This is a genomic window from Nocardia sp. N2S4-5, assembly GCF_044628355.1.
In the GTDB taxonomy this organism is placed as follows: Bacteria; Actinomycetota; Actinomycetes; order Mycobacteriales; family Mycobacteriaceae; genus Nocardia; species Nocardia wallacei_B.
The window spans coordinates 6,390,214-6,410,102 of the sequence record NZ_JBIUPM010000001.1; the positions used below are offsets into that span (position 1 = coordinate 6,390,214).

At 66.0% G+C, this 19,889-nt stretch carries 25 protein-coding genes, 1 tRNA gene and 1 pseudogene; 10 read left to right on the plus strand and 17 right to left on the minus strand.

What is annotated here, in order from left to right; genetic code table 11:
• Positions 1 to 12 precede the first annotated feature (12 nt).
• Positions 13 to 981: a TIGR00341 family protein gene (locus tag ACFMRZ_RS29505; protein ID WP_280365317.1), complete on the minus strand. Its 969-nt coding sequence runs from the start codon at positions 979 to 981 to the stop codon at positions 13 to 15.
• A 282-nt stretch (positions 982 to 1,263) separates the two neighbouring features.
• Here ACFMRZ_RS29505 and ACFMRZ_RS29510 point away from each other — a divergent pair, with 282 nt between their 5' ends.
• Complete coding sequence (locus ACFMRZ_RS29510) at positions 1,264 to 2,721, plus strand: amidase (RefSeq protein WP_400181574.1); 1,458 nt, start codon at positions 1,264 to 1,266, stop codon at positions 2,719 to 2,721.
• A 46-nt stretch (positions 2,722 to 2,767) separates the two neighbouring features.
• Here the strand turns inward: ACFMRZ_RS29510 and ACFMRZ_RS29515 are convergent, their stop codons facing one another.
• Positions 2,768 to 3,238: a DUF5994 family protein gene (locus ACFMRZ_RS29515; RefSeq protein WP_280366577.1), complete on the minus strand. Its 471-nt coding sequence runs from the start codon at positions 3,236 to 3,238 to the stop codon at positions 2,768 to 2,770.
• The gene (locus tag ACFMRZ_RS29520) at positions 3,235 to 3,672 is read right to left on the minus strand and encodes a DUF5994 family protein (protein ID WP_400181575.1); all 438 of its coding nucleotides are present in this window, start codon (positions 3,670 to 3,672) and stop codon (positions 3,235 to 3,237) included. Before ACFMRZ_RS29520 ends, ACFMRZ_RS29515 begins: the two co-directional genes overlap by 4 nt.
• 111 nt (positions 3,673 to 3,783) lie before the next feature.
• On the opposite strand from ACFMRZ_RS29520, the gene ACFMRZ_RS29525 reads away from it, so the two are divergent.
• The gene (locus tag ACFMRZ_RS29525; RefSeq protein WP_400181576.1) at positions 3,784 to 4,551 is read left to right on the plus strand and encodes a TetR/AcrR family transcriptional regulator C-terminal domain-containing protein; all 768 of its coding nucleotides are present in this window, start codon (positions 3,784 to 3,786) and stop codon (positions 4,549 to 4,551) included.
• A gap of 17 nt (positions 4,552 to 4,568) precedes the next feature.
• Here ACFMRZ_RS29525 and ACFMRZ_RS29530 read toward each other — a convergent pair whose 3' ends face one another.
• A complete protein-coding gene (locus ACFMRZ_RS29530) occupies positions 4,569 to 5,309 on the minus strand; it encodes a TetR/AcrR family transcriptional regulator (RefSeq protein WP_400181577.1) in 741 nt (246 codons plus the stop codon).
• Between the two features lie 176 nt (positions 5,310 to 5,485).
• Between ACFMRZ_RS29530 and ACFMRZ_RS29535 the strand changes: the two genes are divergently transcribed.
• The 3 genes from ACFMRZ_RS29535 (at position 5,486) to ACFMRZ_RS29545 (ending at position 8,069) form a co-directional block, all read left to right on the plus strand.
• Positions 5,486 to 5,659, plus strand: coding sequence for a CsbD family protein (locus tag ACFMRZ_RS29535; protein ID WP_280277005.1), 174 nt, complete (start codon positions 5,486 to 5,488; stop codon positions 5,657 to 5,659).
• Positions 5,660 to 5,748: 89 nt separating this feature from the next.
• Complete coding sequence (locus ACFMRZ_RS29540; RefSeq protein ID WP_400181578.1) at positions 5,749 to 7,065, plus strand: fatty acid desaturase family protein; 1,317 nt, start codon at positions 5,749 to 5,751, stop codon at positions 7,063 to 7,065.
• Entirely contained in the window at positions 7,062 to 8,069 is a 1,008-nt protein-coding gene (locus ACFMRZ_RS29545; RefSeq protein ID WP_400181579.1) for a glycosyltransferase, read from the plus strand. The genes ACFMRZ_RS29540 and ACFMRZ_RS29545 overlap by 4 nt, the downstream gene beginning before the upstream one ends.
• A 94-nt stretch (positions 8,070 to 8,163) precedes the next feature.
• Here ACFMRZ_RS29545 and ACFMRZ_RS29550 read toward each other — a convergent pair whose 3' ends face one another.
• Positions 8,164 to 8,310: a DUF6307 family protein gene (locus ACFMRZ_RS29550; RefSeq protein WP_280277004.1), complete on the minus strand. Its 147-nt coding sequence runs from the start codon at positions 8,308 to 8,310 to the stop codon at positions 8,164 to 8,166.
• A gap of 260 nt (positions 8,311 to 8,570) precedes the next feature.
• Here ACFMRZ_RS29550 and ACFMRZ_RS29555 point away from each other — a divergent pair.
• Positions 8,571 to 8,918 (plus strand): annotated as a pseudogene (locus ACFMRZ_RS29555) (DUF5994 family protein); the annotation flags it as partial.
• Between the two features lie 16 nt (positions 8,919 to 8,934).
• On the opposite strand, the gene ACFMRZ_RS29560 reads toward ACFMRZ_RS29555, so the two are convergent.
• A complete protein-coding gene (locus ACFMRZ_RS29560) occupies positions 8,935 to 9,810 on the minus strand; it encodes a DUF998 domain-containing protein (protein ID WP_400181580.1) in 876 nt (291 codons plus the stop codon).
• Positions 9,811 to 9,844: 34 nt separating this feature from the next.
• Here ACFMRZ_RS29560 and ACFMRZ_RS29565 point away from each other — a divergent pair, with 34 nt between their 5' ends.
• Positions 9,845 to 10,141, plus strand: coding sequence for a hypothetical protein (locus ACFMRZ_RS29565; protein ID WP_400181581.1), 297 nt, complete (start codon positions 9,845 to 9,847; stop codon positions 10,139 to 10,141).
• 113 nt (positions 10,142 to 10,254) lie between these two features.
• On the opposite strand, the gene ACFMRZ_RS29570 is transcribed toward ACFMRZ_RS29565, so the two are convergent.
• The 5 genes from ACFMRZ_RS29570 to ACFMRZ_RS29590 form a co-directional block, all read right to left on the minus strand.
• Entirely contained in the window at positions 10,255 to 11,400 is a 1,146-nt protein-coding gene (locus ACFMRZ_RS29570) for a class I SAM-dependent methyltransferase (RefSeq protein WP_400181582.1), read from the minus strand.
• Between the two features lie 655 nt (positions 11,401 to 12,055).
• Positions 12,056 to 12,319, minus strand: coding sequence for a hypothetical protein (locus tag ACFMRZ_RS29575; protein ID WP_400181583.1), 264 nt, complete (start codon positions 12,317 to 12,319; stop codon positions 12,056 to 12,058).
• Between the two features lie 82 nt (positions 12,320 to 12,401).
• Positions 12,402 to 12,557, minus strand: coding sequence for a DUF6131 family protein (locus ACFMRZ_RS29580; protein WP_400181584.1), 156 nt, complete (start codon positions 12,555 to 12,557; stop codon positions 12,402 to 12,404).
• Between the two features lie 75 nt (positions 12,558 to 12,632).
• Positions 12,633 to 13,142, minus strand: coding sequence for a hypothetical protein (locus ACFMRZ_RS29585; RefSeq protein WP_400181585.1), 510 nt, complete (start codon positions 13,140 to 13,142; stop codon positions 12,633 to 12,635).
• Between the two features lie 171 nt (positions 13,143 to 13,313).
• Positions 13,314 to 14,024, minus strand: coding sequence for a YoaK family protein (locus tag ACFMRZ_RS29590; protein ID WP_400181586.1), 711 nt, complete (start codon positions 14,022 to 14,024; stop codon positions 13,314 to 13,316).
• 211 nt (positions 14,025 to 14,235) lie between these two features.
• Here ACFMRZ_RS29590 and ACFMRZ_RS29595 point away from each other — a divergent pair, with 211 nt between their 5' ends.
• The 3 genes from ACFMRZ_RS29595 (at position 14,236) to ACFMRZ_RS29605 (ending at position 16,520) form a co-directional block, all read left to right on the plus strand.
• The gene (locus tag ACFMRZ_RS29595) at positions 14,236 to 15,075 is read left to right on the plus strand and encodes a DUF1206 domain-containing protein (RefSeq protein ID WP_400181587.1); all 840 of its coding nucleotides are present in this window, start codon (positions 14,236 to 14,238) and stop codon (positions 15,073 to 15,075) included.
• Positions 15,076 to 15,492: 417 nt separating this feature from the next.
• The gene (locus ACFMRZ_RS29600) at positions 15,493 to 16,113 is read left to right on the plus strand and encodes a chemotaxis protein CheB (RefSeq protein WP_400181588.1); all 621 of its coding nucleotides are present in this window, start codon (positions 15,493 to 15,495) and stop codon (positions 16,111 to 16,113) included.
• Positions 16,114 to 16,205: 92 nt separating this feature from the next.
• Entirely contained in the window at positions 16,206 to 16,520 is a 315-nt protein-coding gene (locus ACFMRZ_RS29605) for a hypothetical protein (RefSeq protein WP_400181589.1), read from the plus strand.
• Positions 16,521 to 16,641: 121 nt separating this feature from the next.
• On the opposite strand, the gene ACFMRZ_RS29610 is transcribed toward ACFMRZ_RS29605, so the two are convergent.
• From ACFMRZ_RS29610 to ACFMRZ_RS29635, 6 genes are all read right to left on the minus strand, one after another.
• Complete coding sequence (locus ACFMRZ_RS29610; protein ID WP_400181590.1) at positions 16,642 to 16,989, minus strand: hypothetical protein; 348 nt, start codon at positions 16,987 to 16,989, stop codon at positions 16,642 to 16,644.
• Positions 16,990 to 17,449: 460 nt separating this feature from the next.
• The gene (locus tag ACFMRZ_RS29615) at positions 17,450 to 17,908 is read right to left on the minus strand and encodes a hypothetical protein (RefSeq protein WP_400181591.1); all 459 of its coding nucleotides are present in this window, start codon (positions 17,906 to 17,908) and stop codon (positions 17,450 to 17,452) included.
• A complete protein-coding gene (locus ACFMRZ_RS29620) occupies positions 17,889 to 18,521 on the minus strand; it encodes an SDR family oxidoreductase (RefSeq protein ID WP_400181592.1) in 633 nt (210 codons plus the stop codon). Before ACFMRZ_RS29620 ends, ACFMRZ_RS29615 begins: the two co-directional genes overlap by 20 nt.
• Positions 18,522 to 18,532: 11 nt before the next feature.
• Positions 18,533 to 18,817 (minus strand): hypothetical protein, encoded by a 285-nt coding sequence (locus tag ACFMRZ_RS29625; RefSeq protein ID WP_400181593.1) that lies wholly within the window; start codon positions 18,815 to 18,817, stop codon positions 18,533 to 18,535.
• A gap of 87 nt (positions 18,818 to 18,904) precedes the next feature.
• Positions 18,905 to 19,165: an EF-hand domain-containing protein gene (locus ACFMRZ_RS29630; protein ID WP_400181594.1), complete on the minus strand. Its 261-nt coding sequence runs from the start codon at positions 19,163 to 19,165 to the stop codon at positions 18,905 to 18,907.
• 334 nt (positions 19,166 to 19,499) lie between these two features.
• Positions 19,500 to 19,581, minus strand: a tRNA-Leu gene (locus tag ACFMRZ_RS29635).
• Between the last annotated feature and the right edge of the window lie 308 nt (positions 19,582 to 19,889).

A 19,889-nucleotide genomic window follows, 5' to 3' on the forward strand; every position in this document is an offset into this window, starting at 1 on the left:
AGCCCGGTGCGCCTACCGACCGGGGACCCGGCCGCCCACCGTATGCACCACGACCACCTCGGGGTCCCACGGAACGAGATCGTCGACCACCCGTTGCAGCTCCGCGAGCGGCGGCAGTTCCGCCGGGGCGAGCACCGACACCGTCGCCGTATCGCTGTGCAGGGACACGTCGGTCACCTCGGCGCCCGGGCTGTCGCGCAGCCAGTCGCGGGTGGCGTCGGCGATCTGCCCCGCCCACAACGAGGTCAGCGAATTCACCGTCATCGGCGCCGCCACCAGCACCAGCGCCACGGCCAGCACGAGGTACGCGCGCCCGCGCCGCGCACCGACCGCCCGCGCTTCCCGGCCGTACCCGGCGACCACCAGCAGCGCGGTCGTCGTGATGATCATCGCCACCACGTTGGAGGCGAACAACACGAACGCGCCCAGCGCCAGCGCGGGCGCGCCGGAGCCCAGGCACACGCCGACCACACCCAGCGGCGGCACCAGCGAGATCGCGATGGCCACGCCGGGCAGCACGTCGCCCACGTCGCGGCGGGTGATCGCGACCGCGGCGACCACGCCGGTCGCCAGCGCCGCGGTGAGGTCCATGAGTTTCGGCGAGGTCCGCCCGACCACCTGCGAATTCGACAGCACACTCACCGGGTTCGGCAGCAGCTGCGCGAACAGGAATCCCAGCGCGATCACCAGCCCGATCCCGGCCACCACCAGCAGCACACTGCGTCCGATCAAACGGCCGTCACCGGTCGCGATACCCAGTCCGATACCGAGAATCGGCACCGACAACGGTGCCACGATCATCGCCCCGATCACCGTCGCGGTCGAATCGCCCACCACACCCGAAATCGCGATCACCGCCGACAACACCAGCATGATCCAGAACGCCGACCTTTTCGCCGGCACATCACCCACCGCCAGATCCAGCCGATCCGCCAACTCGGCCAGCGACCGCCGCTGACCGGCGGGAAGCAGATGCTGCACGCTACGGATTGTGCGTGCCGACCCCAGCCCCGAGATCACCCATGCAAGGTGATTTCCATCCTTTCAGCTCGAAATATGACGGGTAGTGAGATATACATCCCGTTGTGCGAAACGGCCGTCTTATGGCCTCTGTCAGTGGGGTAAGCCCGCTGTCAACCCCGTGACCTGCGGTGGAACACCTGTAGTGACGGATCGGGTGTCGGTGCAGGTGGACGGTTCGACTTTCCCGTTGTGCGAAACAGTATTTTATGCCCCCTGTGGGCGGACCATAACTTCGAATTCATGGAACGGAATTTTCAGTCGGCCGAAGAACTCGCGGCTGCCTTGCGTGCCGGTGCGGTGTCCTCGGTGGAACTCACCGATGAGGCGATCGCCCGTATCGAGCGCGACGACAAGGTGATCAACGCGATCTGTGTGCCGGACTTCGACCGTGCGCGGGCCGCCGCCCGCGCTGCCGACCAGGCACGCGCCCGCGGCGAGGACCGGCCGCTGCTCGGTATTCCGGTGACGGTCAAGGAGTCCTACGACGTCGCCGGGCTGCCCACGACCTGGGGCATGCCGCAGTACGAGAATTACGTGCCGGCCCAGGACGCGGTACAGGTGTCGCGGGTGAAGGCCGCCGGCGCGGTGGTGCTCGGGAAGACCAACGTGCCGTTGATTCTGCGAGATATCCAGAGCTTCAACGAGATCTACGGCACCACCAACAATCCGTGGGATCACGGCCGCACCTCGGGTGGATCGTCCGGCGGTTCGGCGGCGGCCCTGGCGTCCGGATTCGGCGCGCTGTCCCTCGGCTCCGATCTCGCCGGTTCGCTGCGCACCCCCGCGCATTTCTGCGGCATCTACGCGCACAAGCCGACACTCGGGCTGGTGCCGACCCGCGGCATGGTCGCGCCGCCCGCGCCGGCCTTGCCGATCGATCTCGACCTCGCCGTCGTCGGTCCGATGGCGCGCACCGCCCGCGACCTCACCCTCCTGCTCGACGTGATGGCCGGACCGGACCCGCTGACCCACGGCATCGCCTACGACCTCGCGCTGCCGCCCGCGCGCCACGAGCGGCTATCGGATTTCCATGTCCTGATCATCGAGGACCATCCGCTCATTCCGACCGGATCGGCGGTGCGGGCGGGCGTGAACCGGGTCGCCGAGGCGCTCGTCGACGAGGGCGCCCGCGTCGAACGGCACAGTCCGCTGCTGCCCGATCCGACCGAGGCGGCGACGCTCTACATGCTGCTGATGCTGTCGAATGCCGCCGCGAGCCTTCCCCTCGACGTGTACGAACAGCTGCGGACCGACGCCGCCGCCCTGAGCGCGGCGGACCGGAGTCTCGCTGCGGCGCGGCTGCGCGGCATGGTGCTCAGCCACCGCGACTGGGTCGAGGCGAACAACCGTCGCGAACTCCACCGCCGCGGCTGGCGGCAGCTGTTCGCCGAATTCGATGCCGTGGTGTGCCCCATCACGCCCACTCCCGCCTTCCCGCACGACCACAACGGAGATCTGGAGGACCGGCACATCGCCATCGACGGCGTCGACTACCCGTACTTCGACCAACTCGTCTGGGCCGGCGTCGCCACCATGCCCGGCCTGCCCGCCACCGCCATCCCCACGGGCCGGTCCCCTGAAGGTCTGCCGGTGGGGGTGCAACTCATCGGTCCGATGTTCGAGGACCGCACCCCGTTGCGGCTGGCCGAACTGCTCGAGCAGAAGATCGGCGGCTTCCGGCCGCCGTCTCATCCCTGATTGCTTGGTGTGGAGCTATTTTCGGCTCAGGAGGCCTTCGGTGTAGTTAAACGGACAGGTCCGTATTTCGCGCTGCCTGGCGCATCAGGTCTTCGGCTCGTTCGCGGGGAGTGTCGAAGGGGATGACGAGTAGGACCGCCTGGGGGCCGTACGCGACGGTCAGGCGCATGATGCCGGCGGGTTGGCCGGCGCTCGGGTCGTGCATGTGTACGCCGTCGTCGTGATCAATGTGGCGTTGGGCGCGGCTGATCCGGTTCCAGTCGAAGCCCACTCCGGTGATCGGGCCGAGACTCGGGGTGAGGGCGGCGATCAGATCGTGCAGTTCGGCGGTGAGGTTGGCCGTCCAGGGCCACCAGGCGCCGTCGACGTCACCGGCGCGGGTGCTGTTGCGGCGCAACAGCAATCGTGGTGTGCGGGTCGGGGCGCCGAACGGCTGGGTGTGTCTTCCGGGTGGGCCGGTGCTTCTGTTCATGGCGAGGTGATTGGTGATCGGGCGGCGCGTGTTGCCGTTGATCATGAGCTTGTCTCCTGTTCGAGGGGCTGTGGTGCCGGTTGTCGCGCGGCGGCGATGAGGGTGGAACGTGCGCTGTAGTAGTCGGTGGTCGAGAGGACGACCTGCAGCACGAGCATGCTGTTGTCGTCGCCGAAGACATACATCGTGTTGCCCGCCTCGAATGGGTAGGCGTCGAGTTGGACGTCGCGCTCTCCGACGGTCAAGGTGCGGGGTGCGGGTGCCCAGCTGGCCCGGTCGTAGACGACGCGGCAGATGGGTCCCATCCGAATTTCCAGGAATGTCAGCAGGCCCGGTAGTTCGGTGGTGAGTTCGTCGGACCGGGGCCACCAGGCGCCGTCGATGTATGCGTCGCTTTCCGGCTTGAGCCGCAATCGCGGCGTGTATTCGGGCGGGCCGCGGTGCCGGGTGGTCCGACGGCGGATATGGAGTGGTGCCATGGTGTTGCTCCCTGGGTCGGTTACCTTCAGTAGACGCCGCGTGGGTTCGTATGTCAACGTTGTAGGTCTACATCGGCAGTTGTGTGTTCCGAGGAATGGAGTCCGCCTGTAATGGCTGAAACGCCGAGTGGTCGAAACAAGGTCAGGGCTGGGCGCGGCGACACTCCGGTGACTCGGGCGGCGGTGTTGAGTGCGGCGCTGGAGATTGTGGATCGAGTCGGGATCGATGGCCTATCAATGCGGCGGCTGGCGGAGGCGGTGGGCCGCGATCCGATGGTGATCTACCGGCACGTGCCGAACAAGGCTGCGGTGATCGATGGCGTCGCCGAGGTCGTGTTCACGGAGCTGTCGGTCGATGCCGCCGCGTCGGACTGGGTGGCGGAGGTGCGGCGCGTCGCCCGAGAGTTCCGGCGGGTTGCGCTGGCACATCCGCGGGTGGTGCCGTTGCTGGTGACGCGGCCGCTCGCGACGCCGCTCGGGCAGCGTCCGCCAGCGGTGGTGCGTTTGCTGGAGGACATGCTGGCGTTGCTCATGCAGGCCGGATACACCGAGGTCGACGCCTTGCACATCTACCGGGCACTGTTCGGGTTCTTGCACGGGCATGTGCTCAACGAATTGCAGGAACTCGTGGAACGTCCGGACGAGACCGACGATCTGCTGCGGCTGGGGTTGTATCGGCTGCCGATCGGGGAGTTTCCGCGGGTGCGGAACTTGGCGTCGGTGCTGGCGAGCTATAACGGCGCGGTGGAACTCGAACGGGGGCTCGACATTCTGCTGGCCGGTCTCGCGGCGACGTTGCCCGGGCCGGGTAACGGCACCCGTCCCGGTTCGGGCGATGCCGTGCTGCCCGGGCCGGGGGACGCGCCCGATCCGCGGTGACCGGGCATCCGGCGTGGTCACGGGCGATCGGGTCGCGACGCGGTCGTGGCGAGGGTGGTGTCGAGGCCGGCCAGCAGGATGTCCAGCCCCCGTTCGAGTTCGATGACGCCGTCATAGGCGGCCAGCTCCGAGGCGAGTCCGCGCAGCAGCGGAAAGTCGCCGATCGGAAGGTGGTGCAGTCCGAGCCGCAATAGATCAGTGGACTCCTCCGGCAGGTGGATGATCTCCTGTAGTTCGTTGAGTACATGCCCGTACAGAAATCCGAACAGCGCCCGGTAGATCTGCAGGGCGTCGTTTCCGCTGAAGTTCGCCCGGGTCAACAGGTCGAGAATATGTTCCAAGGGGCGCAGTGTGCCCAACGGCCGCAGGCCCAGTGGCGTGGCCAGCGGGTGGGTGACCAGCAGCGGCACGACGTGCGGATGCGTCACGGCGAGCCGGCGGAAGTCGCGGGCGATGACGCGCAGCTGATGGTGCCAATCCGGGTCGGTGGAGTCGACGGTCAACTGTTCGAGAACGAATTCGGTGACGCCGTCGAGCAGCGCGGCCTTGTTGGAGGCATGGCGATAGAGCGCAGTCGGGTGCCGGTTGAGTCGCTGGCCCAAGCGTCGCATCGAGAGCCGCTCGATACTGTCGTGGTCGATGATCTCGAGCGCGGCGGTCAGTATCGCCGCGCGGGTCAGCGGGTGAGTGTGGCTGTCGCCGGCGTGATCGCCGTGTGTGTCGGGGTCGCCGGGTGGTCCTGCTCTCGTGTAGTTCATCGCACGCTCCTCGATTCTTCCGCCTGTCCGGAAGCATTTGGTTACGCTGTAATCCTACACTGTAGACATACAGCGTATTCAGGCCTAGGATGAAGCCATAACCGGTCTTATGCGTCGACCGGCCGGCGATCTGCCGACCGCGGTTCCACAGCGCATCCGGGGATGGGACCATCCCGATGACCATCGGCGACAAGATCACCCACCAGGTTCAGGCAGCGAAGGCGAACCTGGACAAGCTGTTCGACAAGGCAGGCGGAGACGGCCGCCCCCGGACGGAAAGCGCTGGGCAGCAAGCCCGCAGTGCAATCGACCGGGCCAAAAAAGGACTCGAGGCGGCATTCAAACGCTGATCCGGTTCCGCAGCCGCGCAGCATGCTTGCGCGGGTGCCCGGCATCGGTTCGGCCAAACACGACACCCGGCAATTCGAGGGTATGAATTATGGCAATCACCGAAGTCGGCATCTACGCACACCTGACTCCTGGCGATGTCGAGGCGCTCGGACGTGAACTCGACGCGATCCGACGCGACATCGAAGACCAGCGCGGCACCCGCGACGCCACCTATATTCGTCGCACGATCACCTTTCAGCGGGCGCTGGACGCGGCCTCCCGGCTGACCATCGCCCTCAGCCGGGGCAAGACCGGCTGGCTTTTGGGTACCGCCGGGCTGGCGGTGGCCAAGAGCATCGAGAACATGGAACTCGGTCACAATATCGGCCACGGCCAATGGGATTGGATGAACGATCCCGAAATCCATTCCGCCACTTGGGAATGGGATATGGCCGGGTTGTCGGCGCAATGGCGCTACTCGCACAACTTCCGGCACCACGTCTACACGAACGTGCTCGGCATGGACGACGACATCGGCTTCGGTGTCATGCGCATGACCCGGGACCAGCCGTGGCGGCCGCGGCTGCTGCTGCAACCCCTGCAGAATCTGTTCCTGGCGGCAACATTCGAGTGGGGCATCGCCCTGCACGATCTGTACTCCGAACGCGACCGCGCCGCCACACCCGCGGGCAAGGCCGCGCAGACCAAGTTGTTCGCCACCAAGATCGGCAGACAGGTCGGCAAGGACTATCTGCTGTTTCCATTGATGAGTGGGCGGCGGTGGCGCCGTACGCTCGCCGCGAACGCCACCGCCAACATTGCCCGCAATCTCTGGGCCTATCTCGTGATCTTCTGCGGCCACTTTCCCGACGGCGCAGAGAAATTCACGCCCGCGGCTCTCGAGGAGGAGTCGAAGGCCGAGTGGTACCTACGGCAGATGCTGGGCACCGCCAACTTCGACGCCGGCCCGACGCTGGCATTCCTCAGCGGGAACCTGTGCTACCAGATCGAACACCACCTCTTCCCCGACCTGCCCAGCAACCGCTACGCCCAGATCGCGCGCCGGGTCCGGGCGCTCTGCGAAAAATACGACCTTCCCTACACCTCCGGCCCGCTACTGCGGCAGTACCTACTGACCCTACGCACCATCCACAAACTTGCACTGCCAGACACCTTCCTGACCGCGACCAGCGACGACGCACCGGAGACAGCATCGGAGCGGAAATTTCACAACGACCCGCCCCGTGCCGCCGCCGACATCGATGGCCCGACCGGTAGGCGTGGCCTGGTTTCGGCGCTGCGAGCGGCGGGGGAGTCGCCGCGGCTCCACTTGAAGGCCGGCCGGTCCCCGGTGGCCTCGCAACAGATCTCCCGAGTCGGCGCCAGGCGGCTCAGTCCGCGCCGCCGGATGAAGAAGGATGCATGAGCACGATCACCATTTCCTACGCGCATTTGGTCCGGCTCAGCGACGAGTGTGGAATCTTCGAGCATGCCAGGCTCACCGAGCCTCGCGTCGAGAACGGTTACTGCGTCGACGATGTCGCGCGCGCCTTGGTTGTCGCGGTCCGCGAGACCGAAAACTCGCCGGAACTGCTTGCCCTCACCGGGGTGTACCTCGAATTCGTCCTCGATGCGCTCACACCCGACGGGCGCTGCCACAACCGGCGCGGGCCGGACCGGTGCTGGCAGGACGAGCCCAGCCTCGACGATCACTGGGGCCGCGCGGTGTGGGCGCTCGGGACCGTCGTGGCCCGCAGGCCCGACCTGGCGCCCACCGTGTTGCCGCGCTTCACGATCGCGGCCGGACAGCGCTCCGGCTCGGCCCGCGGCATGGCATTCGCCGCGCTGGGTGCCGCGGAGGTTCTGCGGGGGTATCCGGAAAACCATTGCGCCCGTGATCTTCTGGCCGCCGCCGCGGGGGTGATCGGCGCACCCACGCGCAGGCTGGACTGGCGATGGCCCGAGCCGCGACTGCAGTATGCCAATGCCGTGCTGGCCGAGGCGTTGCTCGTGGCCGGTGCGCTCCCCGGCAAGGGGCGTACCCAGGCCGACGGGTTGGCGATGTTGCGATGGCTGCTCGAGATTGAGACGGCCGGTGACCACCTCTCCGTCACGCCGGTCGACGGGTGGGTGACCGGAGAAGCCCGGCCCGGGTTCGACCAGCAGCCGATCGAGGTTGCGACGCTGGCCGATGCCTGCGCCCGCGCTTACGATGCCACCGGCGAGCCGCGCTGGAAGGACGCGGTCATGCTGTGCGAAGCCTGGTTCCGTGGCGTGAACGACGTTGCCACCGTGCTGCTCGACCCCGACAGCGACGGTTGTTCCGACGGGCTGGAACCCACCGGCAGCAACGAGAATCAGGGTGCCGAAGCGACACTCGCACTGATCTCCACCCAGCAGCAGGCCCGGCGGCTCGCGCGGGAAACCTAGGCGCGAAACGGTATTCGCCCGGCATGTGGGAGGTCGAGTGGTCCCGACCCGGAGGCCCCGCGGCTGCGCACGCAGCCGCAGGCGGGCATCCTCGTCAGCGAATCTTCTCGGGGATGGTATCGAGGGAATGCAGCACGTGGACCGCGAGCGCGGTCGCCGCGGCATCGTCGAGTTTCGAATGCTTCCGCACCGCGTCCCGGACGCGAGCCACTCGGCGCTCGTAAGGCGTTTTCGCCGCCATTTTCTTGTTTCCTTTCGGTAATGGACCTTTGAATCTCGACTCTTCGCCATGGCAGGCGCTGTCCTCGCGGCAGGCATGGGGAGGCGATGTCGACGCCGACCTCAGCGTATCCCGCCGTCATGGCGGATGTCTACGGCGTAGAGTTACATCGTAGGCAATATCCGGTCCGGCAGCACCGATCGACCGTCGGTGCGACACACACCGGACCTCGAACCGAATCATCATGGCGGACCGCAACGGCCGCGACAGGAGTGTCGATCATGACACCACAACCGCACGTGACCAGCGCCCGACAGTCGTCGCCGCCTCGAGGGCTGCGGCTCGAGCTCGATGCCGCCGGCACGGCAAACGTCGACGGGGTCTGGTGGCCGCACAGCCGTGATCTCGTCGTGGAGCTGACGAGCCTGCTCTCGGCGTTGCGCCCCGGCATCGGCCCGATCCGCCGGGTGATCTATCACCTCGACGAATGGTCGGTCGCGCCAAGGGAACTGGACAGCGCCGGTCGACGGATCCGTCTCGACGGCTCCCGGCACCGGCCCGCGCGCACGCTCGCCGTGATCGGGGACGGCATCGACACCGCCCTGACGCTACGGATCATCACCCCCGTGGCCGATGGCGATATGACTACCGCACAGCAGCATTGGGATTCCGAACGCGGCGGGGGAGCCGACGCCGCCGCGTGGCTCCGGGCCCGGCATCGGTCGGCGCGGCCGGACCGGCGAGCAGGAGGTCCGGGTCACGCATCGAGGTAGTTCGCTCGGCCCGCGAAGTCCGGATATCGCCTGCGGTTCCGGAAAACATCGGCACCGCAGCGGTTTTCGCCTCGAACCGGCACAGGTATCGCAGGGGCGCCGCGTTGCGTAGCGGGCCGAGCGCGATGACGGCACCAGTGATCGCCATCCAGATCGGCAGCGGGTAGAAGACGAGGCGTTCGCTGATGCCGACCTGGAGGCCGATGGCGAACAGGACGGTGCCGGCGAGTCCGGCCGATGCGCAGAATGCCGAGCAGATCGCGACCAGGCGGCGTTGTTTCCACAGCCAGATCGCAAGCAGGATCAGCACGATGTGCCGGGAGACGAGCGCCGGCATGACGGCCAGGCCGTGCACGACGATGCCGTTGTCGGAGGGAACCACGCCGGTGGCCGCGGTGCTCAGGCCGATGACGACGGCGAGGGCGACGATCCACCATTGGCGGTGCCCGTGCGGAAGATAGTCGCGGAATCCGATCGCGCCGACGATGGTCAGCAGCCCGAGCGCCACGAAGGCGGCGTTCATGAGCAGGTGCAGTGGTGAGCACATGCTGGGCGTACATGCGGTGATGCCGAGATCGCTGATGGTGTCGTGGCGGAAGCTGTAGCCGCTCTTCCAGAAGAACGCGGTGACGAACTCGACGACCAGGTACGCGAACCCCAGGGTCCATGCGATTCCCGCGATCGTGTGCCGCGGGCGGCGGATTGTCCGTCTCGCGATGTCGTTGTCGTGCCACAGCCGTTCGCTCACTTGTCCAAGTGTAGACCTACAGTGTTGACATTGGGTGCTCGTCGGCGTGTACTGGAAGGACTCCAATAGAACCGAGAAGCTCGACATGCTCGTCATCATCGCCCTGATCATCGGAATCCTCCTCGGCGCTGTCGTCGCCGGACTCATCGCCATGACCGCCATGAACGGCCGATCGCCGGGTGGCGGCGGCAGGGATCGCAGTTTCGCCGCACGACAACTGTTGCGCCGGTCGCATCCCGAGGACAACGCCGCGAGCCGCGACCTCAACGAAAACGCCGGCGGCTCACGGCACATCCGCACCAACCCGAGCTGGCGAGACCGGCTCGAATAACCACCCACAACTCGATACATGGAGCGACAACGACCACTCAACTACCTGGGCATGAACCCGAAAATCGGGGATTGCAAACGTCGACATACCGCAACCCAGTCAGTGATTCGAGATCATCTCCACGCCCGTCGATTTCCGGGCATGCCCGAGTGGCCTTGTGAGTCGGGGACCACACCCAGTACTTGATGCAGTCCGAGTCCGCCGTCTTCGAACCCCAGGGCCGAGGCTGCCATGTACACCCACCAGATTCGCGCACGTCCCTCCCCGGCGAGTGAAACCGCTTGCTGCCAACCCTCTTCCAGGTTGGCGACCCATTTCCGCAGTGTCAGTGCGTAGTGTTCCCGCAACGCCTCGACGTCACGGACCTCGAAACCCGCGCGCTCCATTGCTGATACGACATCGCACACATCGCGCAGTTCTCCGTCGGGGAAGACATAGCGTCCGACGAAGGACCGATCACCCATCGTGAATCCGCCCATGGAGGAGATGGCGTGATTGAGGAGGCGTCCTTCGGGCCGGAGCAGGGAGTGCAGCTTGTCGAAGTATTCCCCGGCACGGTTCGCTCCGACGTGCTCGAACATGCCGATCGAGGAGATGGCGTCGAACTGTTCGCCGCGCAGGTCGCGGTAGTCCGACAAGCTGATCTCGACACTGCCGGACAGGCCGGCATCGGCTACTCGCCGGCGTGCGAGTTCGGCCTGAGTACTGCTGATCGTGACCGCTACGACCCGTGCGCCGTACGTCGTGGCCGCGTGCATAGCCATGGAGCCCCATCCGCATCCGACATCGAGCAGGCGCATGCCCGGCCGCTCGGACAGGCCCAGCTTGCGGCAGATCAGATCGTGCTTGGCGCGCTGGGCATCGGTCAGGGAGACGCTCGCATCGGCGGGGCCGCGGCCGTCATCGTCCTCGGTCGTGAATCGGGCGCACGAATAGGTCATGCTCGGACCGAGGACCAGTCGGTAGAACTCGTTGCCGACGTCGTAGTGATGGCTGATCGCCCGCGCGTCCCGGCTCCGCGTGTGCCGCCGGCCACGACGCGGGCGTGCCTCCTCGCGTGGCCGCGGCGGGCGATGGCCGAGTGCCCCGAGCCGCCCGGCCGCGCTGACCGCCCGCCACGCTCCGGCGACACCCAAGCGTGCGTCGCCCGGCACTGCGGACTGCAGCTGACGGAGGACCTCGAAGATATCGCCCTCGATATCCACGGCGCCGGAAACGAAGGCGCGGCCCATTCCGAGTTCGCCAGGTGCCCACACCATATGGCTCAGCGCATCTTTCGACCGTATACGCATTGTTCCGCGACACTCGCCCGTCGACTCGACCACGCTGCCGTCCCAGAACTCGAAACGCAGCGGCGGCCGCGACCCGAACGCGAGCCGCAGCAGAGGGGCGGTGGGTCCTACCGTCCAGGGTTGACGGTGCAGTTGCACGGCAAGCGTTTTCAGTCCATCGCAAGATGCCGGCAAGGAGCAGGCGATCGTTTCACGCTGTCCGCCTTGTTGATCCGGCATAGCGGTCTGTAGAGGGTTCGACTCGCAGCCGCGGCATGTACTCGGGTGGAACCCGATGCCGGGCGGGGGACTGATGTGTCTGTAACGACGTCATCGTGGTGGTCCTTCCGGACCGACATCGCTGCCGTGTCGTCAGGCCATGGCGAGCAGGGCCTCGACGGTCGAGGTGTTGTGGGGTCGGCCGCGGCCGCCATGGCGGTATCAGGGTCGCCGGAGGTGGTGTTCGGTAGGATGGACCAGCAGGGCAAGGGCGGTGCCCCGGAGTGGGGCGATCTGTACCGGTCACCGTGCGAGGTGCACCCTGCGGCCTTCGATGGCGGCTTTACCGGGCGATTGATCGGCCCGAGCCGGGCGGTGAGCACCGTGGACGCTCCGGTCTCGACCGCGCCGGTCGTGGGCCCGGTTACTGGCTGGGCGATGGCACGTTGACGTGGCAGTCTTCGACTGTCGGGTTCATGCCGAGGTAGTTGAGCGGTCCCGCGAGGATGGTGACCGCGATGGTTCCGGCGCCCGCACAGTTGGTCGGGGCGCTGTTGTAGTAGTCGCGTTGCGCGCCGGCGATGACGCCGGCCATCAGCCACACGAACACCAGGATCATGGCGATGCTGGTCGTTCTCGAGCGGCGGCCTGTCCGCATTCTCCTGGTGTCGTGTGCGTATCGTGTCATTTCTCTATCTCCGTATATCGAGTCTTCTACTGCTGGTGCATGTTTCGGGTGTTCGATCGTTGTCCGCCACCTGGGGCGTTGGTCAGTAGTAGTGGCGTCGGCCGCCGATGGCGTGTCCGGCACGACCGGCGAGCATCAGCGCTACACCGATGAGCAGGATGATGATGCCGGCGGTGGTCAGCAGGCCGATACCGAGCAGGAGTCCGGCAGCGAGCAGGACGGCTCCGAGGATGATCATGACTGGGGTACCTGATTTCGGATAGTGCGTGAGATGTCACGCGGCAAGCGAGGCGATCGCCGCGCAGGGGTGTGGCTATCGACGCTGGTCGCCGCGCGCGGTAGCGGATTGTCCGGCACCGGTGTGATCGAACATCTCGCGTAGACCACGCCTGCGGGGTGCGGACCGGTTGCTGGTTTGCTGTCCGACGGCGGTGTCGGGCACCTGCGCTCCGACATTCGTGGTGCCGGTATGGCCGTAGGAAGTGGGAGCGTTCTGCTGTGCGCCGGAAGGCTGCGGCGGGTAGGGGCGGCGGGCATCGTCGACGGCGGTGTCGTGACGCGACGTCTTCAGATCACGGCGTGCCGTGGCGCCGCGCCGCGCGGTGCGGCGGGCACCTGCCAGCAGCAGGCCCAGCCCCGCGATTCCGATACCGCCGACCACGATTCCGTACAGGAACAGCACGCCGGTGGATCCGGTGACGTGGTAGCCGAATACTGCGAAGTTGTCGGTCAATGCGTGCGTGGCGCCGCCGTTGGCGAATACACCCGCGACTCCGACGAGTACAGCGGCGATGAGGACGACGAGCCCGATGATGACGATCATGACGATCCCTCGGATCTATAGGATCCCCCGAGTACACGCCTATCCACACCTTATGTCAACACTGTAGGGCTACACTCTATTTCGGCACGGCGACCGGGCGCCGCCTATCCGGCACCGAGCCGGTCCCGACGTCGACCTGCCGAGGCATGAACATCTCGCGGCGTGCTCGAGTCATTCGGTCGCGAGCGGGCCGTGTTTGTCGAGGTGAAAATGGGTGTACATGGTTACGGCCAGACATGCCGCGGCGGCAGTGATGAGCATGGTCCCGCCGGCGACGATTGTGGCGAGTACACCGCCCAGTAGCGCGCCTAGACAGAACGCCGTGTAGAGCAGAAAATGGCCGAGCCAGTCGGCGCAGGTGCCGCCGCTGATGTGTCGCTCGATGCCCTGGCCCATCTTGACCAGTGTTCCGGTGACGTAGCTCAACGGCACCGACACCTCGCCGTCCTTGACGAACGTGGTGTTCAGGTTACCGATGCCGAACGCGACGACCAGGATGGGCAGGAGGTCGAGTTCGGCCGATTCCGTTGCCTGGCTGAAGATTGTGTCGATGATCGACGCGATGATGAGGCTGGCGGTGGTGAGGATGGTTGGTCCGTGCAGGTGACGGGACCAGAGGTGCCTCCGGCACAGGGACGCGACCACGACACCGGCGAGGAAGGAACCCAGCAACAGCGTCGCTGGGACGACAACTTCGGTCTTGTCGTGAAAGGTTCCGAGGATCGCTCGTTCGGTATTGCCGGTCATGAAGGTGACGAAGTAGCCGGCCGTGTGCATGAACGCAGCGGCCCCGATGAGACCGGACAGCCCCGCGAGGACCCATGACAGCCCGGCTTCGTTGTCGAAAAGTGTTCTTACACTGCTCTTCTCGGACTTCTCCACAGGTTGTCTCCTTCGAAGGCTGTGCAGCGTAGTAGCGAAGCCTGCTCCCTCTGAGTATGGGTGCGACCCTGCTGCCGGGCGGGGCTGTGTGTTGTCGGGTATTCCACAGCGGCGCTGGTGTTTCGATACGTCGTGACGAGGTATCTACTGGACATCCGGTCGGTGTGGAATGTCGATACCGGCGAAACACCCGCCGTATGAAGGAGGCGCCGTGGCTGACAGCAATCCTTCCAGGGCGCCCTATGACAACTCGTCCTCCATCGCGGGTCGGTTCGCCCAGAACAGCGTCTTCGAGCGATGTGCCCGCGCGGGTTTCGTCACGAGCGGCATCGTCCATCTGCTCATCGGCTACATCGCCATCCGGGTCGCCCTCGGTGGTGCGGGTGGCACTGCGGATCAATCCGGCGCCATGGCCGAACTGGCCGCCAAGCCCGGCGGCATCGTCGCGCTATGGGTGGGCGTCATCGGGTTCGTGTTGATGGCGCTGTGGCGGCTCGCCGAAGCGGCACTGGGCAGTTCGTCCAAACCTGACGCAGCCGGTAAGAAGTCCGAAGCGGTCAATCGCGTCAAGGCATTCTCCCTGGCGGTGATCTATTTTGTGTTCGCCTTCTCCGCGTTCGGATTCGCCCGCGGTAGCGGCAGATCCAGTGGCGAGGAGAGTGCCGGGCTCAGCGCCCGGTTGACGCAATCCACCGCGGGCACGATCGCCCTCGCCGTGGCCGGGGTGGTCATCATCGCGATCGGTGGCTACCACGCGTACAAGGGGGGTAGTGGGCACTTCCTCGAGGACCTCGAGGGCAGCACCAGCGACCTCGTGCGCCGGCTGGGCACGATCGGATACATCGCGAAGGGACTGGCGATCGCCGCGGTCGGGTTGCTGGTGATCCTTGCCGCGAGCCGTTCCGAGCCGGATAGGGCTGCCGGACTCGATGGCGTATTGAAAACCCTTGGGGCGCAGCCGTATGGCGCGGCTCTTCTGGTGGTGGCCGGACTGGGCATCATTACCTACGGTCTCTACAGCTTCGCCATGGCCAGATACGCGAAGATGTAGTCCGGTGCACTGCTGGGGGCATATGAGTGCGATGAGCCGTCCAGGTGAGACCTCTCCCTACCTTATCGGCGACGAAATAGACTGGTATACAATGAAATACGTCCGTAGAACCGCCTCGGGTTCTACGCCTCGACGGAGCGGGTCCGGGCTTCACTCGCAATCTGTCAACGATGTGTCACACCACGAACTAGGTGAGCCGATCCGGTTGCGGATCGCTGCTGCGGTGTCGGCATCGAATCCGAGAGGAGAGCGGCGATATGGCAATGCTCGCCGATACGAAGGACGGCCCGCTGGTCTCGAGTCCACGGAGGTCGAGGAGATCGGCGAACAGCTGGAATTCCCGTCCGGTGTATAGCGGGACCAGAGGTCGCTGGTCGGACCTCGTGCTGTTCCGCGCGGGTTAGGGGTCGCGGTGTGATGTCCGAGAGGTCCTCGTCGAAGCGTTACGACGTGCTAGCGGTCGCTTCGTCGGCCGGTGGTATCCCCGCACTGGGGGTCCTGCTGGGGGCGTTCGGCCCGGAGTTCCCGGTGCCGGTCCTCGTTGTCCAGCATCTTGATCGGCACCGTCGTACGAGCCTCGCTGAGATTCTTGCCCGTTGGACGACTTTGGCTGTCCATCTCGCCGGCGACCAGGAGCAGATCGAGCCCGGGATCGTCTACATCGCTCCACCCGATCACCATCTGCTCGTGGAACCGGGAGGTGTACTGGCGCTGACGAGCAGCGAGCTTGTGCATTTCGTGCGGCCGTCGGCCGATCTGCTCTTCGAGTCGGTCGCCGGCACCTACGGACGGCGGGCGATCGCGTGCGTGCTCACCGGCACCGGCAGCGACGGCGCCCTCGGGGCGCAGGCGGTGAAGTCACGCGGCGGCACCGTCATTGTCGAGGACCCGCAGACGGCGGCATTCGATGGCATGCCGAACGCGGCGGTCGCGACCGGATCAGCCGATTTCATCGTCCCTGTCGCGCAGATCGGTGCGGTCGTCTGTGGACTTGTCGGAACCAGCGACAGTACCCGCCGACCGACCGGCGGGTACTGAAGTGGGCACGTCGACCGGCGGTCGAGGTTGACGATCACCGGGCGGGGTACGCGCGAAAACGTATTCACCCCAGCAACATTCAGGAGTTTCCTATGGGCATCGTCATCGGCCTGACCGCTGTGGCCGCGGCCGTCGTTCTCGGCATCGTCGGTGTGCTCACCGATGGTCCGTTCCTGTTCGGCATCGTCGTCGGCGCAGTCGGCGCCGCCGGTCTGGCACTGCTGTCGACCGGGTTTCGGCGCTTCCCGCGCCCCGGCGTCACAGCTGTTCCCGAGCCGGATCGGTCTCGGGGTGAAGACTCCGCGTTCGGTGTCGACCGGCGGGAACATGCCGGCGGCTCGCGGCACATCCGCACTCACCCGAGCTGGCGGGACCGGCTCGAGTTGCCGCGCCGCCGTCGGCCCTGACAACCACCCGAACACGCAGCGCTGCGACACAATGAAGCCGGGAGTTCCATCGCGTTGAACCTCTTCCCTCCGGAGTTCGGCAACGGCACGCGCCTCCGTCAGATCAGTAATTGATCGGCGGTCAAGGCGTCGGCCGCGAGAACCGATCATTCGGCGGCACGCGTGCGGAGTCGAGTCGGTCCATGGACGCCCGGGTGTTGTGGATCAGCTGGTCGAGTTCGTCGATGGCACACCGGATCGTGACAGTGGCGGCGCTCCGGCGCTCCGGTGCGGCGACGTCTCGCTGTGAGCGAACCAGTTCGTTGTGGATGTTCAGCCCGATCGCGAACATGCGGTCGATCAACAGATCGCTCACCTCGCCGACGACATCCCGCTCCGCCGGCCTATTGCCCGCGCCGCTGGTTTCGCCGGACAACCGCTGATCGAATGCGCGTTGATCGCCAACGCCCGAGGACGCAGGAGAATTCATCGGGAATCACCTCGGGATAGGAGTGAAGGCGGGCACGGCCACGCTTCGGGACCCGAGTGTCCGCACCAACAGTAGCCGCTGCGCAGGCGGATGGGGCCGGTTGGCCGCAACTCGGGCCGACCGCTAGTCCGGAGGATCCCTCGGCGCAAAAATCATGGTCATCTGGGTATTTGCGGCTCGTGCACCGGGATGTTGCGCCAATAGTGGGCTGACGTAGCGATCAGTTGCCGAGATCGGCGCAAGCTGTGGCGGCGATGGTTACTCGCCGCGCGTGGGTGGTTGGGTTGTCGGGCCGTGGTCAGCCGGTGAGTGCAGACAGGGAACTGGTCTCGATATCGAGGTCACCGCCGTCGGTCAGCGAGGCGGTGTAGGTCACCGGTTGCTGGGTGGGGTCATGCCACCGTCTCCGCCGCCATCGCGCCGATGATCGAGCCAGAGATGCGGTACGGGCCTCAGATGATCATCCGGCCTTGCGGGCGGGTTCGGCGAGGCCGGTGGGTCGGTGGTCCAGTGCCCACAGGTGTTGGGGGAGTGTCAGCAGGTGGTCGAGTACTGGATCGAGTGTGGCGGTCAGGTCGTCGGTGGTGGGTTTGTCCGGGCCGTCGGGGATGTCGCCGAGTGATGTCGGAAAGTCGGCGGCCCCGTTGTAGCCGGCCATGAGCCGGGCGGCGCGAAGGATCACACTGGGTGCCGCCTGCGGCGAGGTCCGGGCGAGCACGGAGTCGAGGATGTTGTCGCAGACGGCGGGGCTGATCAGCCGGGTCCGAAACAGCGAGCTGTCGATGTGGCGGAGTGTCGCGTCGTCGCGAGCGCGGGCGGCGGCCTTGTGGTAGGCCATGTCGATGATGCGAGTCATCTCGAGCGCTGCCGTGCCGGCGGTGATCCAGTAGTCACCGCGCTCATTGCTGTTGTGTGCCAACGCGATCAACGCCTCGGCCGCCGTACCGCGGGAAACGAAGTCGACCCGGGTATCGGGTTCGCAGGGGCAGGAACGGCAGCTGACCGGACATCCCGAATCCGAGCAGGTATTCGAGAGCTTGGAGCCGGGTGGTGCGGCCGGCGCGTGGGTCACCGATCACCGTCGAGATGTGGGCGACGCTTGCTGGTGCGCCGGATTCGCGGACCAGCGCATCACCGGCGGCCTTGGTGTCGGCGTAGGCATCGAAGGGCGCGTTGGCGCCGGTGCGGGCGGTGAAGGCGGTCGTGGTGTACACCAGCCGAGCGTCGGCGTCGGCCACGAACCGCAGCACTTCCGCCACGCCGTCGACGTTGACCTTGTGCAAATAGTTCGTGCGCGGTGAATGTGTTACCCCCGCCGCGCAGTGGATCACGACATCGATCTGCGCGGCGAGGGCCCGATACTCGTCACGGGACATACCGAACCTGGGACGAATGATGTTGCCGCGCAACCCGGGACCGGGTAGCGATCTCCGGTGGGTCATCGCGATCACCGAACGATGATCGAGGCGTTCGAGCACCGCGGAACCGACGGCGCCGCTGGCCCCGGTGAGCAGAATACGAGTGGGGGTCACGGGTGCGCCGCTCAGAGCGGACCGAACAACGAGTTCCCAGGGGCCTTCGAGTCCGTGCTGGTGATGAACTCGGTCATCGCGGTGAGGCACTGCGTGTAGCTCGCCTCGGCGGCATCGGCGGTCCCGAGGGCTTTCCAAGCTGTCGCGGCGTCGTCGTCGGACAGGCCCAGGACCTCGCTCATCAAGCGCACGGTGTCGTCTTTGCCGATCAGTCCGTCGTGGTCGGCGTCGGTCATCACGAAGACCAGATTGGTCAGGGCGCCGATGTTGAGCAGGACCTGGTCGGGCCGGCGCACGAGTGCGTAGGCTGCCGCGACGATGTAGTCCTGCGCACTGAGCCGGTGCGGGTCGGCAACTGCTCCCGGCCCTTCGACCTCGTCCTCTCAGATCTTGGCGATCGTCGCCTCGAGCTGAACGGAGCGGGGCGAGTCCGGTTCGTGCCCGGTGAGGCGGGCCAGCTTGCGGGCCAGCGCGGTGGTGTCGGCCGGAGTGACGAACCCGTCGCGGTCGATGTCGAAAATCTCGAATCGGCGTTGCTGTTTGTCGCGCAGCAGCGGAGCCTGTTGCGCGGCAATATCCACCGCCTCCGCGACAGCGTCGGAAGCCAGCGAGCTGATCGATCCGGGAACGGGAAGCTCGGGCATGTCGCCTCAATTCTCATGTCGCTGCGGATGATTCCGATGCATCTGTTGCTTCGTATCGACGTGCATGACTGAGTAAGCGCGTGCCTGCGAGACACGAACTCATCGTGCCTGGCTGGAGCCCTAGTGTTCTACCCGGGCCGAGCAACCGTCAAGGAGACGCGCCAAGCAGACACGATCCCGATTCATCCGCCAACTATCACCGCCCGCACGGCGCGGCCGACTGACCACCACCGCCGTGACGCCTGCGTGGAGTCGGCTGGCTGGTGGTAGCGACGTGTATTCGAGTGCGCTCGAAACACGCGGCACGCAATCCGGCAGAGTTGCCGGGGATGTGTGCGCGAGAGGGGACTTGAACCCCTACGTCCTAGGACACTGGAACCTAAATCCAGCGCGTCTGCCAATTCCGCCACTCGCGCGTGATGGTACGACCGTCCAAACTCTACCGGGCTTGACCGCCATCATGAAGTTCCCCCGGGGCGTTTCGTACCCACGAGTAACACGACCTGCGATTATAACAATCGGGTAACGGGCAATGTGAGGGACCCTCAACTTTCCTACGGCGGTGTAACCGGCTCCACCAGCGGGTTCAAACATGAGGGAGGGTCATGTTTGGCGATGTTCTTGTACGGACGTACCGAAATACTGGGCGGTAGCGGCCGTGACCGGACGGCAAACGTGAGGATTTCCTCATGATTTATGCGATCCTCGGATTTCATCAGGTCCT